This is a genomic window from Marinitoga aeolica, assembly GCF_029910535.1.
GTDB classification, from domain to species: domain Bacteria; phylum Thermotogota; class Thermotogae; order Petrotogales; family Petrotogaceae; genus Marinitoga; species Marinitoga aeolica.
The window spans coordinates 1,047,514-1,065,018 of sequence record NZ_CP069362.1 but is presented as its reverse complement, the minus strand read 5'-3'; the positions used below and the strand labels follow the sequence as shown (position 1 = coordinate 1,065,018).

General features: G+C 26.5%; 18 protein-coding genes and 2 tRNA genes. 10 read left to right on the top strand and 10 right to left on the bottom strand.

What is annotated here, in order from left to right:
- Positions 1-16: 16 nt before the first annotated feature.
- The 7 genes from JRV97_RS04930 to JRV97_RS04900 form a co-directional block, all read right to left on the bottom strand.
- Positions 17-1,168, bottom strand: a complete 1,152-nt coding sequence (locus tag JRV97_RS04930; protein ID WP_281000762.1) for a class I SAM-dependent methyltransferase — start codon at positions 1,166-1,168, stop codon at positions 17-19.
- A 19-nt stretch (positions 1,169-1,187) separates the two neighbouring features.
- Positions 1,188-2,027 carry an EamA family transporter gene (locus tag JRV97_RS04925; RefSeq protein WP_281000759.1) on the bottom strand — a complete coding sequence of 280 codons (840 nt, stop codon included), beginning with the start codon at positions 2,025-2,027 and terminating at the stop codon, positions 1,188-1,190.
- Positions 2,028-2,041: 14 nt separating this feature from the next.
- Positions 2,042-2,815: a ZIP family metal transporter gene (locus JRV97_RS04920; RefSeq protein ID WP_281000757.1), complete on the bottom strand. Its 774-nt coding sequence runs from the start codon at positions 2,813-2,815 to the stop codon at positions 2,042-2,044.
- Between the two features lie 14 nt (positions 2,816-2,829).
- Positions 2,830-4,503 (bottom strand): AAA family ATPase, encoded by a 1,674-nt coding sequence (locus JRV97_RS04915; protein WP_281000755.1) that lies wholly within the window; start codon positions 4,501-4,503, stop codon positions 2,830-2,832.
- Between the two features lie 65 nt (positions 4,504-4,568).
- Positions 4,569-5,054: a hypothetical protein gene (locus tag JRV97_RS04910; RefSeq protein WP_281000753.1), complete on the bottom strand. Its 486-nt coding sequence runs from the start codon at positions 5,052-5,054 to the stop codon at positions 4,569-4,571.
- Between the two features lie 5 nt (positions 5,055-5,059).
- Complete coding sequence (locus JRV97_RS04905) at positions 5,060-5,680, bottom strand: hypothetical protein (RefSeq protein ID WP_281000751.1); 621 nt, start codon at positions 5,678-5,680, stop codon at positions 5,060-5,062.
- A 1-nt stretch (position 5,681) separates the two neighbouring features.
- Positions 5,682-5,921: a helix-turn-helix transcriptional regulator gene (locus JRV97_RS04900; protein ID WP_281000749.1), complete on the bottom strand. Its 240-nt coding sequence runs from the start codon at positions 5,919-5,921 to the stop codon at positions 5,682-5,684.
- Between the two features lie 198 nt (positions 5,922-6,119).
- Here JRV97_RS04900 and JRV97_RS04895 point away from each other — a divergent pair, with 198 nt between their 5' ends.
- The 3 genes from JRV97_RS04895 to JRV97_RS04885 all read left to right on the top strand — a co-directional run bounded on the left by JRV97_RS04895 (position 6,120) and on the right by JRV97_RS04885 (position 9,628).
- Entirely contained in the window at positions 6,120-6,761 is a 642-nt protein-coding gene (locus JRV97_RS04895) for a peroxiredoxin (RefSeq protein ID WP_281000747.1), read from the top strand.
- A gap of 229 nt (positions 6,762-6,990) precedes the next feature.
- Positions 6,991-9,147 (top strand): HD domain-containing phosphohydrolase, encoded by a 2,157-nt coding sequence (locus JRV97_RS04890; protein WP_281000745.1) that lies wholly within the window; start codon positions 6,991-6,993, stop codon positions 9,145-9,147.
- Complete coding sequence (locus JRV97_RS04885; protein ID WP_281000743.1) at positions 9,137-9,628, top strand: adenosine-specific kinase; 492 nt, start codon at positions 9,137-9,139, stop codon at positions 9,626-9,628. Before JRV97_RS04890 ends, JRV97_RS04885 begins: the two co-directional genes overlap by 11 nt.
- A 22-nt stretch (positions 9,629-9,650) precedes the next feature.
- On the opposite strand, the gene JRV97_RS04880 is transcribed toward JRV97_RS04885, so the two are convergent.
- Positions 9,651-9,726, bottom strand: a tRNA-Pro gene (locus JRV97_RS04880).
- A gap of 107 nt (positions 9,727-9,833) precedes the next feature.
- Here JRV97_RS04880 and JRV97_RS04875 point away from each other — a divergent pair.
- Both JRV97_RS04875 and JRV97_RS04870 read left to right on the top strand, forming a co-directional pair.
- Complete coding sequence (locus tag JRV97_RS04875) at positions 9,834-11,648, top strand: heme NO-binding domain-containing protein (protein ID WP_281000741.1); 1,815 nt, start codon at positions 9,834-9,836, stop codon at positions 11,646-11,648.
- A gap of 15 nt (positions 11,649-11,663) precedes the next feature.
- Entirely contained in the window at positions 11,664-12,464 is an 801-nt protein-coding gene (locus tag JRV97_RS04870) for a hypothetical protein (RefSeq protein WP_281000740.1), read from the top strand.
- Between the two features lie 35 nt (positions 12,465-12,499).
- Here JRV97_RS04870 and JRV97_RS04865 read toward each other — a convergent pair whose 3' ends face one another.
- Positions 12,500-12,772, bottom strand: a complete 273-nt coding sequence (locus tag JRV97_RS04865; RefSeq protein WP_014296869.1) for a stage V sporulation protein S — start codon at positions 12,770-12,772, stop codon at positions 12,500-12,502.
- Positions 12,773-12,822: 50 nt separating this feature from the next.
- A tRNA-Arg gene (locus JRV97_RS04860) sits at positions 12,823-12,899 on the bottom strand.
- A 116-nt stretch (positions 12,900-13,015) separates the two neighbouring features.
- On the opposite strand from JRV97_RS04860, the gene JRV97_RS04855 reads away from it, so the two are divergent.
- The 5 genes from JRV97_RS04855 (at position 13,016) to JRV97_RS04835 (ending at position 17,478) form a co-directional block, all read left to right on the top strand.
- The gene (locus JRV97_RS04855; RefSeq protein ID WP_281000737.1) at positions 13,016-13,483 is read left to right on the top strand and encodes a metallophosphoesterase family protein; all 468 of its coding nucleotides are present in this window, start codon (positions 13,016-13,018) and stop codon (positions 13,481-13,483) included.
- A 2-nt stretch (positions 13,484-13,485) separates the two neighbouring features.
- On the top strand, positions 13,486-14,448 hold the full coding sequence (locus tag JRV97_RS04850; RefSeq protein WP_281000735.1) for an adenine nucleotide alpha-hydrolase family protein: 963 nt from the start codon (positions 13,486-13,488) through the stop codon (positions 14,446-14,448).
- A gap of 2 nt (positions 14,449-14,450) precedes the next feature.
- Positions 14,451-15,929 (top strand): apolipoprotein N-acyltransferase, encoded by a 1,479-nt coding sequence (lnt, locus tag JRV97_RS04845; RefSeq protein WP_281000733.1) that lies wholly within the window; start codon positions 14,451-14,453, stop codon positions 15,927-15,929.
- Between the two features lie 61 nt (positions 15,930-15,990).
- Positions 15,991-16,629: an MBL fold metallo-hydrolase gene (locus JRV97_RS04840; RefSeq protein ID WP_281000731.1), complete on the top strand. Its 639-nt coding sequence runs from the start codon at positions 15,991-15,993 to the stop codon at positions 16,627-16,629.
- 24 nt (positions 16,630-16,653) lie between these two features.
- Positions 16,654-17,478 carry a hypothetical protein gene (locus JRV97_RS04835; protein ID WP_281000729.1) on the top strand — a complete coding sequence of 275 codons (825 nt, stop codon included), beginning with the start codon at positions 16,654-16,656 and terminating at the stop codon, positions 17,476-17,478.
- Positions 17,479-17,505: the final 27 nt, after the last annotated feature.

Here is a 17,505-nt window from a genome sequence, read left to right as displayed (position 1 = left end):
AAATAAAATAATAATATTATTTAAATATTTCAAAAGAGCTGGGTAATAATGTATTTTCTAATTTTCTTTGATTAAAAATATATCTTCCATCACAAACAAACCCCAAATCTTCCCAATCTACAATATTTAGCATATCTTTAAATTCCATAATATCAATATTTTTTTTAGGAAAAATCCCCAATATACTACCATCATAATATATAGAATTATGAAGAAAAAAAGGTTTAGTATCTCTGGTTCTTGTATTTACATAAACTCTTGGTTTATCAGAAATATAAAAATCTCTACCCCATTTATACCAGTTTTCCTCGTTAAATTTTCTAATCTTTCTTTTAATTAATTTTTTCTTATTTTTTAATAAGTGATCATTAACCATATTGTATATCATTTTTTTTGTTTTTCCTGTTCTTTTTGTATATGAACAAACAACATCTATATTACCGCTTTCATGAGTAAATATCTTATCTGCTCCGCTGGCTCCACCAACCTTTACATATGCTATATCTTTAAGTTTTAAAGTATAATCATTATTTTTTAAAAACAAGAAATGACCTTCAACATTATAAAAATATCGTATTTCACCATTATAATTTACTTTTCTATCAAAATTATTTTTTTCGTATCTCCATATAATAACATTAGGTGAGAATTCATAACCAAAAACTCTTTCATCACCAAACTCAATTACATCAGTAATAGTTCCATTTTCAAATAATAAATTATTTAATTTTATAGCAGAGGTTAGACTAAAAAAATCCCTTGGGGTAATAAATATAATTTCACCGTTTTTTGACAAATGTAAAAATGATTTATATATAAAGAATAAGAATAAATTAGCTCTTTTATCAAAAATTTCCATAGGTAGTTTTTTCTTTGTATCTTTTAAAATATCTTTAAAAGCAACATATGGTGGATTTCCAATTATAGTATCAAATTTTTCTGAAACAGGATAATCAAAAAAATCCATTTTTAGACAATTAGTTATTTCTAAATCTTTTTCTATGCCAATAATATCTTTATTTTTGAGTAAACGAATAAAAATACCATCCCCACAGGATGGCTCTAATATTCTGTTTCCTCTTTTTATTAATTTAATCATTTTTTGTGCGATATTTTCTGGTGTAAAAACCTGACCAAGCCTTTTAATTTTATAATCTTCTTTAGCCATATTAACTCCTTAAAATTTTTTATAAATATATAATAAAAGCTCCTAAGATTAATAATATTGTTCCTAAAATTCTAATAGCGACTTTTTCTTTAAAAATAAATTTTGCAAAAAATGCAGTAATAAGCGCAGAGCTCATAGAAACAGGTTCTGCTATACTAACATCAATATACTTAAACATATTTAACAATGCAATATATGAATAAGCATTAGAAATTCCTCCACTTATCAAAGGAGAAATTTTGTTTTTAATAATTTTTATATGAGGTTTTATTGATTTATATTTTATCATAGTAACTATAAAAAAGTATATACTAACTATTAAATATATCGAAATCGAATAGCTTAATGAATCAATATTTCTTATGAAATATCCATCTATAGTCCTACCTATTGCCATTAATCCAGAAGAAATTAACATTGCCACAGCACCTTTGCTTTTTAAAATATTTTTATATGACTCCTTTAAATTATTATCTTTCTTTAAAAATGAAACGCCATATAACATTAACAAACTACCCAAAATTTTAGTAATAGTAATTTTTTCATTTAAAAAAATAGCAGTAGTGATTATCAAAAAAATAACGTTCATATTGTATAAAGGAGCGATTACAGAAGCATCTTCATTTGCAAGTGCGTAAACATATAAAAAGAATGAAAATGCATATATAGTTCCACTAAAGATAGCGGATTTTAATGAAATAAAACTTATGTGATTAAAAAATGGGAAAAAAGCTAAAAAAGAGAAAAAGAAAAATGCCCATGAAGATAGAATTTCATCTTCATGGGTTGTTATTTTCTTTCCAGCAATTCTTTCATAACCTAATAATGTAATTCTAATTATTAACCAGAGATACACCATTTATAATCACCGTATCATCCAAGTGCATTATCAAGAATCATCATTACCAAAAATCCAGTAATTAAAGAGAATGTTGCAGCTCTTTCATAACCGTGTGAATGTGTTTCTGGAATAATTTCATCACTAATTACATATAACATAGCTCCTGCAGCTAACGCAAGAAAGAAAGGCAAAGCTGGTCTCATTAAAACAATAAATCCTGCACCAATAACTCCACCTATAGGTTCAACCCATCCAGAAAATGCAGAATACCAAAAAGCTTGTTTTTTAGAATAACCGGCCTTTAAAAATGAAACTGCAGTAGCTGTTCCTTCTGGAATATTTTGTATTCCAATAGCTGTTGCTACAATAATACCATTTTTAATCATTTCTGTTGTACCACCACCAAAACTTACGCCAACAGCCATACCTTCTGGAAAATTATGTAAAGTAATAGCTATAACAAATAACCATACTTTTTTTACAACTGCCATGTTCGGACCTTCATGACCTTTTAAAAAATGTTCATGTGGTGCAAAAGTATCCATTAATTCTAAAATAACAGCACCTACAATAATACCAATGACTGTTATAGTAATACCACCAAGGTCAATTGCTGGAACAATTAATGAAAACATTGTAGCAGCAAGCATTACTCCGGCTGCAAACCCCAAAGCCATATCCAATTGTTTTTCTGTCATTTGTTTTTTCATAAAAAATATAGGTATGGCTCCAAGGGCAGTAGCACTACCTGCTATTAAACTAGCTAAAGCTCCATAAGTAAATATTTGACTTCCAGTTAATTCCATCTTATCTCCTCCATTTATTTTATAATTATTTCTATATTCTTTTTATAAAAAGCAATTGCAACTTTTATAATTTTTTCTATTCCGTAACTCTTTATTTCCTTTTCATAACCTCTTTCTTCTATTTGTTTTAATCCTTTTTCCGCACTGTCTTTTAAATCTTTATCAAAGTCTACACTATATTTTTTGAATTCAAATATTATTCCCGGTTCTGTTTTTTCTTTAGGTATTAATATTAAATCTGCTCTTCCATATCCCGCTTCTCTATTACTTTTTATTATATATTTATTTTTTAATCCTACTATCATTCCAAGGATTAAACCATGATAGAATCTTTCTGGTTCTTCTCCACTTACATCAAAATAACTTATTGTTTCTTCTACCATTCTTTTAAAATTTTCAGAAAATTCTATTTTTTTACCTTGCTTTAGTAATAACAATATGTTTTCATATTCTATTTTATTTTCTTCTAATATATTTATTACAGTGTTCTCAAAGAATCTTTTTGTTTCTTTATTAGTTATTCTCAGTTTATATTTTGGCTCTCCTTCTTCTCCTACATGTTCTACCCAGGTTAGGTATCCTGTGAATAGAAATAATGTCCATATGCTTTCTTCTGTGCTTTTGTCTAAATCTCCATATACTAAATTTTCATCTATACTACTTTCTATTTCTTTTCCTTCTATTAATTCTTCTATTTTTGTTTTTACTTCTGCTGTACTTTGTCTTATTAATTGTTTTATTAATTCATTTCCACTGCTGTTTATCCAATAGTATTTTATTTCACCATTATTTCTTGCCAGATTTATTATTGAATATGGATTGTATATTTCTTTTCCACCAAAATTATATCCATTATACCATTCTATTACTTTTTCTTTTTCATATTCTAATCCATAATATTTTAATGTTTCTTCTACTTCTTCCCATGTCAATCCAAATTTGTCATTGAATAATTCACTCAATACTGTTGATGCTTGAAGATTATTTACTCCTGTAAATATACTTTCTTTTGCTACTCTTGTTATTCCTGTTAATACTCCTTTTTCTAAATACTCATTGTCTTTTAATGCATTTCCTAATATATTTCCCATAAAATTTATGAATTCATTATAGTATCCGTTTAAATATGATTGTTGTATTGGAGTGTCGTATTCGTCTATTAATAATATCACTTTTTGCTTATAATAGCGATATAAATATTCTGTTAGATTTTTTATACTATTTTCAAATGAGGCTTTATTAGCAGTTTTATCAAGAATTTCCACTATTTTCTTTTTATCCCATTGGGTTATTTCTTTTGTTTCTAAAAGATATGTATATTTATTATATAAACTTGATATGATCTCTTTTAAAGATAGTATCATATCTTCAATATTTGGTTGTTTTAAATCTTTAAATGAAATAAATATTGTAGGATACTTATTTAAATACTTTTCTCTTATCTCTTTTTCTTCCCATATCTTTAATCCCTCAAACAAATGTTTATTATCCTGATCGTTTCTAAAAAAGTATTTCATCATGGTCATATTTAATGTTTTTCCAAACCTTCTTGGTCTGGTTATTAATACTACATTACCACTTTCTATTATATCTTTTATCAGCATGCTTTTATCTATATAATACATATTATCTTCTATTATGCTTTTAAAATCACTTCGTCCTATTGGTAATCGTTTCAATTTTTTCATCATTACACCTCCAGCAACTTATATTAATATTATAACATAAAAGCGAGGCAAATGGCCTCGCTTTTTTAAAACTCATATTCTCCTTGAATAAACGGTATAGGTATTAAAGGATTCATATCTCTTCCCTTTTCCCATGCTCTTTTTCCGGCACTGAATGGAAGTATAAAATTACCCGATACAGATAAATTGATTTTATTGTTAATTACAGGAATTCCGTATTTTATCCCAACACCTGACATATATAATTGTTCATACTGATATGGTACAACAATAAGCACTCTTGTGTTAACTCCTATAGACAGATTGTTAGTAACAAAGTAGTCAATGTTTAAAGATGGAGAAAACATATAATTCCATTGTTCTGGATTTTTTTCATCTGGTCCAAAAATAAACCCTAAAGACCCACCAATTTGAATATTATCCATGTTGTAATAGACACCAAAATATGGAAACAAAGCTCCAGATACGGCTATTCCTAATGAATATGAAAAAGTGGCTGAAAAAGAGAATATTGATAAGATTAAAATAAAAATAATAATAATTTTTTTCATCTCTCTCACTCCTTTCTTATAGTTTGAAAACCTAAAAATAATAAAGGGGTTACTATTAATGAAAAGGTTAATATTTGTGCAGAATCAACCTCATTTTTAAATATAAGGAATGTTAAAAGAGCTGCTGCACCAAAAAAAACTATTGCCCCTAAAATCCTATATCTAACTGCTAACCACGTTGCAAATAATACCAGTAACCATGGTGACATTTCTATCAAAGTTACTACAGAAAATCCATGTGATAATATAGTGAATAATGCTAATATTAGAAATATAGTATACCCAGTTCTTTTTATCACTTTTTCTCTATTAAACATATAACCAATGTATAATAAATTCTTCAATAATAATGGGAATAATGTATAAAAGATTAATAGTTCTTTTTCTGGAACAAAATCCATTGTTAAAAAGAATGCAGAAACTCCTATTACAATATATAATGTAATATTTGATGTCTTGTACCTTAAATATCTATCCATTTCATCAATATTTTTTGAAAATATATCTTTATATATTTCTATTAGAATAACTATTAAATATAACAACGAAAACCAGTAATTCAATGATACTAATATTGTTATTAAAAATAAAAGAGCAATTTCAATTATAAACAAATATTTTCTCATTTTAATTACCTCCTTTAAATGCAAATGAATTTTCTTCATTCAAATCCTCACTTTCTAAAATAAATAAATCCTCCACCTTACAATTAAATATATATGCTATTTTTAAAGCTAACAATATAGATGGTGAATATTTTCCTTTTTCTATATAATTAATAGTTTGTCGTGATACACCTACTCTTTTTGCCAATTCTTCTTGAGTCATATCAAACATAGCTCTATAAACCTTTAGTTTATTTTTCATAGGAATCCCTCCTATTATTATTATACAACTTTACTTGACAAAATGTCAAGTATTTTTGACTAATACGAAAAAAATATAAAATATTCATAAATATGAAAAATATAATTTACATAAATTTGTTGACAATAATAAAAATTAATTGTATAATAAAAATGAAATTATTACAAAAATAAAATAAGAATTATGGAGGTGATATTAATGGCAAATATTCCATTAATAGGAGAAAAATTCCCAGAATTAGAAGTAGTAACAACACATGGTAAAATGAAATTACCAGAAGCTTTTAAAGATAAATGGTTTGTATTATTTAGTCATCCAGCAGATTTTACTCCAGTATGTACAACAGAATTTGTTGGTTTTCAAAAGAGATATGAAGATTTTAAAAAATTAAATACCGAATTGATAGGGTTAAGTATTGATCAAGTGTTTTCTCATATCAGCTGGATAAATTGGATAAAAGAGAAGATGGGTGTAGAAATTCAATATCCTGTTATCGCAGACGATAGAGGACAAGTAGCTGAAAGATTGGGTTTGATTCATGCTTCAGCTTCACATACGGTAAGAGCAGTGTTTATTGTAGATCCAAATGGAGTAGTAAGAGCAATTATTTATTACCCACCAGAATTAGGTAGAAACCTTGATGAAATTTTAAGAGCTGTAAAAGCACTTCAATTATCAGATAAATCAAAAGCAGCTATGCCAGCAAATTGGCCAAACAATGAATTGATCGGAGATAAAGTTATAATACCTCCAGCATCTGATGTAGAATCAGCAAAAGATAGACTAAAGAATTATGAAGGTTATGATTGGTGGTTTGTTTATAAAAAATTAGAAGATTAATAATATTCATCCCCAATAACTCCAGCTTTTTAAAGCTGGAGTTATTTTAATTTATTGATAAAAATTTTAATTAAACTTAGATCATTTTAAAAATGTATTAGAAGTGTTTTTTTACTAAGAGAACATAAAATTGAAATAAATGTGTTATAATAAAAAAGAATAAAAATTTAGATGGTAGAGTGATATAAATGAGTATAAAGGATTTTTTTAAAAAATTGTTATAATTTTTTTGTTATTTATATTTATTCTTGGAAGCGTTTTTACATATATTTCATATAGAAAAGAAATCAATAATAATATTGAAAAAATCAAATTTGAAATAAAATTAATATCTTCAAACTTTAAGTATTTTTTTAAGAAAAAAGAAGATTTTATAACTAAAGTAACTTATGAAATAAATAAAGACAATGTAGATGACATTTTAAGGGAAATATATTTTTATAATAAAGATGAAATAATATACGTCTATTTTGCAGATAAAAATGGAGATATAATAGTTACTCCAAAAATAAAAATACCTCCAGATTTTGATCCGAGGAAAAAAGATTGGTATATAAAAGCTACAAAAAATCCTGAAAAGGTTATTGTAACAAATTCATTTGCTGATCCTGAAAAAACTAAAATTGTTCAAACTGTTTCAAAAGCAATTAAAGTAAATAATAATGTTATAGGTGTTTTGGGTATGGATTTAAAAAAAGATTCTATAGATAGAATTATTAATATAGCAAATTTACCAAGAATGGATAGAATATATATATTCAAGAAAAATGGAGAGGTTATATATAATAATAAAGAAATAAAAAATGTACGTAGTTTTATAAAAATAGTAGATGATAATAATTTTCATATTATAAAAACAGGATTAAATATATATTTCTATAATAAAATAATAGATGATATATACATACTTTATGTTTATAATAAATCTGATCTGGTTAAATTAGTAATAAAGGAAATTATTATTATATATACAATCATTTTTTTGATTGTTTTATTATTTTTGTATAAAATTAATGATTTTCTAAATAAAAAAATAATAAATCCTATATTTGAAATCTCAAAATCCATGAAAAATGTTTCTGTGAATTTAAGAAAAAAAGAAGTTCCAGTTATCAGAGATAATTATGATATAAAAGAAATAAAAGAAATAGCAAATAGTTATGAAATAATGATTAACAACGCTATTTCTTCCTTAATGAATTTTAATCTTTTGACAGAAGAAATAAGAAAAATGTATAATAATTTAAAATCAGTAAATGAAGCATTTTTTGAATTTATTAAGCTAATCAGTCTTATAGAAAATGAAGATTTAAGTATGGAAGAATATTTTAATTCAATTTTAAAATATATGATCTCTCACATTAGAGAAGCTAAATATGGAAGTATATCAGTTTTAGTGAATAGAAAATGGAAATATATTACAGCAATTGGTCATGACATAAATAAATTAAAATTACTTGAAATTTTTTCAGGTCCAGAAAATTTTCATATTAAAGAAAAAGTTAATATAGTTACATATGATGAAATATTTAAAAATGACAATCTATATTTAGATGAAAAAATTTATGAAGAGTTGAAAGAAGCAACAAAAAAGTTTAAATATGCTATGACGTATGTTGTAGAATTAGAAAATATGCTCCTTATGATTTCAGTGGAAACGCCAGAAAGTAAAACTTTTTCAAGAGAAAGTATAGAAATATTTAAAGCACAGGTTAATCTTGCAAAAATATTTTTAGATAAAAAATTTGAAATAGAGAAAATTCAAAAAATATATTTTAATTTTGCAGAGAAATTGGCCTCTGTTGCAGAGGGGCATGATGATGTAACAGGAAAACACATATATAGAGTAGGAGAAATTTCAGCATTTTTAGCTCAAAAACTTGGATTGGATGAAAAAGAAGTTGAAAAAATAAAAAAGTTTGCACCTTTACATGATATTGGTAAAGTATATGTTCCATATGAAATTTTAAATAAAGAAGGAAAATTAACAAAAGAAGAGTTTGAAATAATGAAAAAACATACTATTTATGCAAAGAGATTGTTGTCAGGGGATAAATGTTTTGATTTTGCTTTAAATATTGCATTATATCATCATGAAAATTGTGATGGAAGTGGGTATCCATACGGATTAAAATGTTATGAAATACCATTAGAAGCGGCAATTGTAAAAATAGCAGATATATATGATGCATTAAGGGCAAAAAGATCATATAAAGAAGCTTTTTCTCATGAAAAATGCGTAAAAATAATTACAGAAGGAGATAATAGGACTAATCCTTCTCATTTTCGATATGATGTATTAGAAATATTTAAAAAATATAATAAAGAAATAGATAAAATCTGGATAGAAATAAATAAAAGTGGAGGTGTAAATAATGAACATTAAATTTGAAGCAGTAGATATTAAATTTCCAGAAGATTGTAATGTTATAGTGGGCCAATCGCATTTTATAAAAACAGTAGAAGATATATATGAAACAATTGTGACAACAGTACCAGGTATGAAATTTGGATTAGCTTTCAACGAAGCAAGTGGTCCAAGACTAATTAGATTTGATGGAAATGATGAGGAATTAACAAATCTTGCAATAGAAAATGCAAAGAATGTTGGAGCAGGACATTTTTTTGTTTTAATAATAAGAAATGGATATCCAATTAATATATTACCGAGATTAAAACAAGTTCAAGAAATTGTAAATATATATGCTGCTACAGCAAATCCTTTACAGGTATTAGTAGCTGAAACAGATTTAGGTAGAGGAGTAATGGGAGTTGTTGATGGACAATCTCCATTAGGTGTTGAGGGAGAAGAAGATAAAAAGAAAAGATACGAATTTTTAAGAAATATAACAGGATATAAAAAATAAGCTGGGATTTCCCAGCTTATTTTGGTCGGGGAGACCGGAGTCGAACCGGCGACCTTCAAATCCCGAATTTGACACGCTACCATCTGCGCTACTCCCCGTGTTCAAAAAGTATTATATCATAAAAATTAATAAATGTGATATAATTTATATTAGAATAAGAAAATATTATTTAAAGGTTAAATTACATCTTTAAAGAGGTGAAAAAATGAAAAAATTACTGGTATTTACCTGGATTGAAACGTGGAAAAAAATATTTGGTGATGAGAAAATTAGTAAAATTTTAAAAAATAATAATGTGAACCCCGAAAAAAAGGGATCACTTTTAGATGATTTTGATGAAAATCTATTGGAGAAGATTATCAAGGAAATTGCAGAAAGTACAGGCGTTTCACGAGCAGATGTAATGAGAAAAACTGGACGAGAAAATATAAAAACATTTTCAAAATGGTATCCATTGTTTTTTAAAAAACCAAGTGCATTATCTTTTTTAGCAGCTATGGATACTATTCATATGTTATTGACAAGAAGATTAGGAATTTTACCACCACGAATTATATACCAACCAATAACTTCTACACAATCTTATTTGATCTATAAATCTAAAAGAGAATTTTCAGATTATTTTTTAGGATTGATTGAAGGAGTATCAGATTATTTTAATGAAAAGATTGATGTTGAAATTATAGAAAAGGGTAAAGATGGAGAATTTAATTATTTAAAAGTAAAATTAACAGCTGAAAAACCCTATGTAAAGATAGAAAAAATGAAATTTTTCAAGATTTTTTCATTGGGTATTTTTAAATCAATGAAAAGTGTATTTATTATATTAATGCCTATTTTTATAATTTTAGTTTCATGGTTATCCTTTAATTATATTGATAATAATTTAATAGCAGCAATAGTGACAGGAATAATTTATTTTGTATTATCTTATTTGAGTACTGGCGAATATGGAAAAGGGCATAGAACAATTTTAGAAATATTGAATAATTATAAAAAGAGGAATTTTGATTACCCTATCAAATTCGAAGGTGCTACGGAAATTAAAGAAATAACAGACGGTTTTTATGATTTAACAGATGAATTTAGAAAAATATTACTTGGAGTAACAGGAGATGTTCAAGAAATTGAAGGAGCTGTAAATACAGTTAATGAATCAGCACATAATTTAAAAGAACTTATAGATACAATGCAAGACTTAGCTCAACAGGTTGCCGATACTTCAATACAGATTAGTAATGATACGGAAAATGTATCAGAGGCTGTAAATTCTAATGTTCAAACACTTTCTGAAATAGTTGAAAGAGAATCGGAAATGGTTGAATCTTTAAATGAAGCTGTAAAGGCAATACTAAAATCTGCAAATAATGTTGAAAGTTCATCTGAAGGTATTCTTGAAATGAGTAATAGGTTTAAGGAGTTGGTAAAACTTGGAGATAAATTACAGAAAGAAGCTGAACAAATAAAAGAGATTGCTTCAACCGTTATGAGTATAGCAGAACAAACTAATTTATTGGCGCTAAATGCAGCAATAGAAGCAGCAAGAGCTGGAGAAAGTGGAAAAGGATTTGCTGTTGTTGCTGATGAAATAAGAAAATTAGCAGAGGAATCTAAAGAATCAGCTAATAATATTTCAGAATTTTTAGGTGTAGTAACAAATGGAATAAATGAATTAACGGGTAAATTAACAAGTGAATTTGAAGAAATGAAACAACAATCAAGTAATTTGAATGTCAGCTCCCAGGAGAATAAAAAATCCAGTGAAGCAATTTCTATGATTTCATCAGAAATTAATAATCTTATTATGAGATTAAAAGATGAAGAAGAAAAATTAGAAGGAACAACACAAAATATAGAGAGTTTACTTGCAATTTCAGAAGAAAGTGCTGCAACTGCTGAAGAAATAAGCGCATCAATTCAAAATTTCTTATTTAATACCAGAGATATTCTTGTTGAAGTGGAAAAAATAGGTGGGTATATTAATATATTGTATGATAATTTTGAAGGAATAAATATTTAGAAGGGGATGGATATTATGGAAAATAAATATTTAGTGTATCAATTAGCTGCATATTTAGGTACACCATCATTTTATAATTTGATTGGAGAATTAATAAACGAAGAAACAAACAGTCAAAAAACAGTTATTGTTAGATCACAAAAAGAACAATGGGTTATTTTAGATGCAAAAGGGTATAATCCAGAAAGCTTAACCTATGATACTTTTGAAGAATTATTATTAAAACTTGAGGACGTAAATGTGCTTAAATTTCCTTTTAATACATATTTATTATTTGATGGAAAATTTGAAGATAAAAATATTATAAGAATTTTAAGTATGTTATTTGATAAAGAAGAAGAAATATATGAAAAATATAGACTTGAAATGGTTGTAGACAGGCTTTCTTATCAACTATCAGGGATTGAGAGCATTGTAAGGTTATTATCAAAAAAAATGGAAGAACAGGATTTCATGGAAACATTGTTAAGTAGTATCTCTGAGATATTTTTCTCAACAGTTGGGTTATATTCAGCGGATAAAAAATTATTGAAAAAATTTGGTAAATTGAGTTTACCAGAAGAGTTAGAAATATTTGATAATATGGATGAAGGATTAACAAATGGAAAGGCTTTTAATATATTTAATTTTACAGACGAGCAAAAAGCTTATTATGAGGTGTTTAATATTAAATATGTAGTTCCATATCTCAAAGAAGGATTATTAAAATATATTGTTGTGATTTCAAGGGATACGCCAATTGAAAAAGAAGAAAGAGATGTTTTTGATACCGTACAAAAAATTACCAGATTTTACTATGAAGAAAATGCAATATAAATATATATAAAAAATAAAAAGGGCATTAGCCCTTTTTATTTTCTTGGTTGAACAACAAATTTAATAGCTGTTCTCTCTTCACTATCGATTTTTACATCAACAAATGCAGGAATACATACTAAATCAATACCGCTTGGTGCCACATAGCCTCTTGCAATAGCAACAGCTTTAACAGCTTGGTTTACAGCACCTGCCCCAATAGCTTGAATTTCTGCTTTCCCCTTTTCCCTAATAATTGCAGCTAATGCGCCAGCTATAGCTATAGGTTTTGAATTTGCAGCAACTTTCAATACTTCTACTTCTGCCATAAATTTTACCTCCCTTTTTTTACTACTATTTCAGCATATATTAGTGGAATTGGCGCACCTGGAGGGATTTGAACCCCCAACCTGCGGATCCGAAGTCCGACGCTCTATCCAATTGAGCTACAGGTGCGTCTCAAAATATATTATACTTTAAAAATTAAATTTAATCAAGTCTTAAGTAGAAAAATATCTTCTTTAATATAAATTTTTTAATATAAATTTGGTATAATAAATTCGGGTGATAATATGATAAAAGTACTTTTAATTTCGGATATACACATTCCAAAAAGAAATAGATATGATAAATTAGAAAAAATAAATTATTCACAATTAGATTATATTATAGCAACTGGAGATTATATAGAAGAAGATGTGATATTTTACTTTAAGTCACAAAAACCTATATTTTATGGTGTTTTTGGAAATGCTGATGAATATAATATAAAATTTTCTTTACCGGAAAAAAGGATTATAAAATTGGGAAATTATAATATTGGCATAATACATGGTCATCAAGCTGGTTGGGGTGATCCATCAAAATTAATTCAGAGATTTAATAATATAGATGTATTAATATATGGACATTCACATAAAAAAGATGATAGAGTAATAAAAGGGATAAGATGCATCAATCCAGGGGCATTTTGTGATGGAAAATATGCAATTTTAGAAATGGGGAGTGATTCATTATCGTTAAAATGGATGCAAGTTTAAATTTGAAAATTGAACAAATAAAAGCAGAAATAAAAAACATAGTGAAAGATGATATATTATATGTAGCCTTTTCTGGCGGTATGGATAGTACTATTGCAGCATTTCTCGCAAGAGAAGCGTTAGGACCAGAAAAAGTAAAACTTGTTAATGTGTTATTTGGTCCTTTTGCATATTCAAAAAGTGTAGAATCTGTGTTGAAAACAGCGGAAGATTTAGGTCTTGAAATAGAATTTGCAGACAAACATCAGGCACAGTATTCAATAATGAAAAAAGGGCCAAATTGTAATCAATGTACAAAAACATTAAAAATGTCAGGAGTAAAGGAAGTTGCTAAAGATAAATTGGTAGCAACAGGAGCTAATCAATCTGATTCATGGGGTAAAACATGTATAAAAGTAATGAATAACCTTTATTCTCCTATTATAGGTTTAACAAAAGAGGAATTAAGAGAAATTGTAAAAAGATATAATTTAAAGATAAGAAAAGTTGGTGAAAATGCCCACAGAGAAGGGTGTAAGTTAAAACATCTACTGAAATTATTGATTAATATGGACTATCATGGAAGGGCAGTATCTTTTGCAAATGAGATAATTCATGATGTGTTGGATAGATATGATTATAAGAGAGAAATAGCTAATGTAAAAATAATAGGGCCACTTTCAAAAAATATTGCATTAATAAATATAAAACCTCATCCACCCAAAGAAATATATGATGAAATAATAGAAATATTAGAAAATGAAAAAAGTATAGATGAAGTTTATATTGTTGACAAACCTATTGAATTAACTATTAGTGCAAATCCAGGAATATATGGAAATGAAGAATCGAGATATTGGATAGAAAAAGGAAGACTACAACCAGAATTTGCTGCACCATTAAAAGTAGTCTGGAAAAAATCAAAAAATGAAAGACTGGCAACATTTCATGCTGTTGATTTTCGTTTTCTTGATGAGGAGTGGTAGTTTTGAATATATTATTGCCAATTATTTCAGGTATTTTAACAGGACTTGCGATGCCTGGGAATCTTTTTTCATTTTTAATCTGGTTTTCTGTAGCTCCATTTTTATACTCGTTTTCACATTCAAAAAGAACATTAGAAAGATTACTTAAGGTTTTTTTATATAGTTATTCATTAATGTTTACCACATTATGGTGGGAAATTCCTGTGTTATCAAAAAATATTCCAGAAGTAATAAATACATTTCCCGGGTATATAGGTTTTCTATCTTTTTTGCTAATGGTGTTAATTTTGACATTACCCTATTATATTATCTGGTTTTTGGGTGAACTTTATTTTAGAAAGTCAAGAGTAGTAAATTTTAAATCACAGGTATTTTTTTCTGTGTTTTCATATGCAGCTGCAGAAATACTGAAAGAATTTGGAGATTTTGCTTTTACTGGAGGGAATTTATCAGATGCGCTATATCAACATATAGGTTTTTTACAAGTATTACCCTTTACAGGAACTATAGGTTTAACAATTTTAATTTTATTTGTTAATTCAATAATAGCATTCATTCCAGAAAGAGAAAGGGTAAAATATGCTGTAATAATAATTGGAAGTTTATATTTAGTAAATTTCGTAATAACAGAAAAACTTCCATTAATCAACATAAATAAAAATGCGGTAAAAGTAAGTGTCTTTCAAACAAATGTTCCTCAAGAAATTAAATATTCAGATAATACGTGGAATTCATACGTTGAAATCTCAAATTATTTACAGGAAAATAATGATAAAAGTGATTTACTAATTTTACCAGAAGCGGTGTTTATAAAAGATATAAGAAGCTCTGAAATATTTAGAATAATACAGGAAGCAGTAAAAATATCCAATAAAAATTGGATAATAGGATTTCCTACAGTAAATAGTGAAAAAAGAGAATTTTATAATAGTGCACTATATTTAAATAAAAATGGTCAAATAGAAGAAATATATAATAAAATTAGATTAATGCCATTTGCAGAATTTTTACCATATGAAAATATCTTTAGAGTATTTTCATTTTTTAAACTGGTAAATTATTATACCCCTGGTAACAAATATACTGTTTTAAATTTAAAGGATAATAAGTTTAGTGTTCAAATTTGTTTTGAAACATATTTTCCTGAAATTTCAAGAAATTTTGTAAAAAATGGTGCTCAATTTTTAGTAGCAATAAGTAATGATGGATGGTTTAGCCAAAAAACAGCATTGATTCAACATTTTTCAAAAAGCGTATTTAGAGCAGTTGAAAACAGAAGAACATTTATACAGGTTTCAAATACTGGAATAACAGGTATAGTAGATAAGTATGGAAGGATAGTTGAAACATTGCCAACAAAGACATATATTGGACAAAATTTTTATGTTCCAATAGAAAGTAAAGAAACATTTTATACAAAATATGCGGATATAATAACTGTAATTATATTGATATTAGCATTAACATTTAGTCTTATATAAAACGTTCATATATTCTGCTTTGTTATTTTGGTATAAAATTATATAGAAAGGGGGAGAAATGATGAAAATAAAATGGTTTGGACACTCATGTTTTGGAATAGAATATTTAAATGTTAAAATATTAACAGATCCGTTTAATGAAACTGTTGGTTATCCATTACCAGATTATCAGCCAGATATAATAACAGAAAGTCATCAGCATTTTGATCATAATGCACATCATTTAATAAGAGGAAATTATGTACTTATTAACACTCCCGGAAAACATTTATCGAAAGGAGTAAAAATAACAGGATTAAAAACATATCATGACAAAGTAAAAGGTCATGATAGAGGAGAAAATATAATATTTAAATTTAAATTTTCTGATGGATTGACAATTGCGCATTGTGGTGATTTAGGGCATATACCAGATGACAAAACAATAGAAGAATTAAAAGATGTAAATATTTTAATGATTCCAGTAGGTGGATATTATACAATAGATGCAGATGAGGCAAAACAAATAATAGATAAGTTAAATCCAAAAATAATAATTCCTATGCATTTTAAAACTAAATATATAAAATTTCCAATTAGTTCTGTAGAGAATTTTACTAAATTGATGATGAGAACAGTAACTAATGTTGGAAAAGAGTATATAATAAGCAAAGAAGAGATAAACATATCAGGTTCTAAAATATTATTATTCAATATTTAGGAGTAATTTTAAAGAGGTGTAATTGTGAAAAAAATATTATCAGGAATATTTATAATAAGCATAATTTTAACCTTATTAACAGCGTGTTTTCCAACAAATAATGATAATTCAAAAGGTTCAACCATAACCTTTTATTTAACAGATTCACCTAAAACAGATATTCAAAAGGCAGAATTAAATGTTAAAGAAATTAAATATACATCAGATTCTACAGAAATTATACTTCTTTCAAATCAAAAAGAAGACTTTTTAAAACTTGATGGAGTTTTGGAAAAAATAAAAGATATAGAAGTTATTAATGAAAGTGCATTAAAAAATGCGAAAATAGAAATAACCCTTGATTCAACAATAGATATTGGAAGCAAAAAAATTTCTGTTGATTCTACAAATATTACACTTAATTTAGATACGTCAGAATTTAACCTAAATAGGAATTATAATATAATAATTGATCTTGATCTGGGAATATCTTTATCAGGAGATACAAAATTCAATCCATATTTTAGAACATGGATGGTTGCAGATACTTCTGCTGATTATTTAACTTTATATGGATATGTTTATGATGATAAAATAACAAAAGTTCCCAAATCACACTATATGGTTTTAATTACGGATACGAATTATTCGACTATATTATATACAACATTAACCAATAACGATGGTATGTATAAATTTAACAGGATAAAATTGGATTTGACTAAAAATTATGAAATTTCAGTAGCTTATCCGGAAATGGATTTTAATGATGTTAATATTGTAAATTTTGAATCATATATAATTACTGATAGTTCAACAAATTTAGATGTAACTAAAGAACAAATAGATTTATATATCGGATATCAATAATTGAATATCAACAATTTTATAAACATA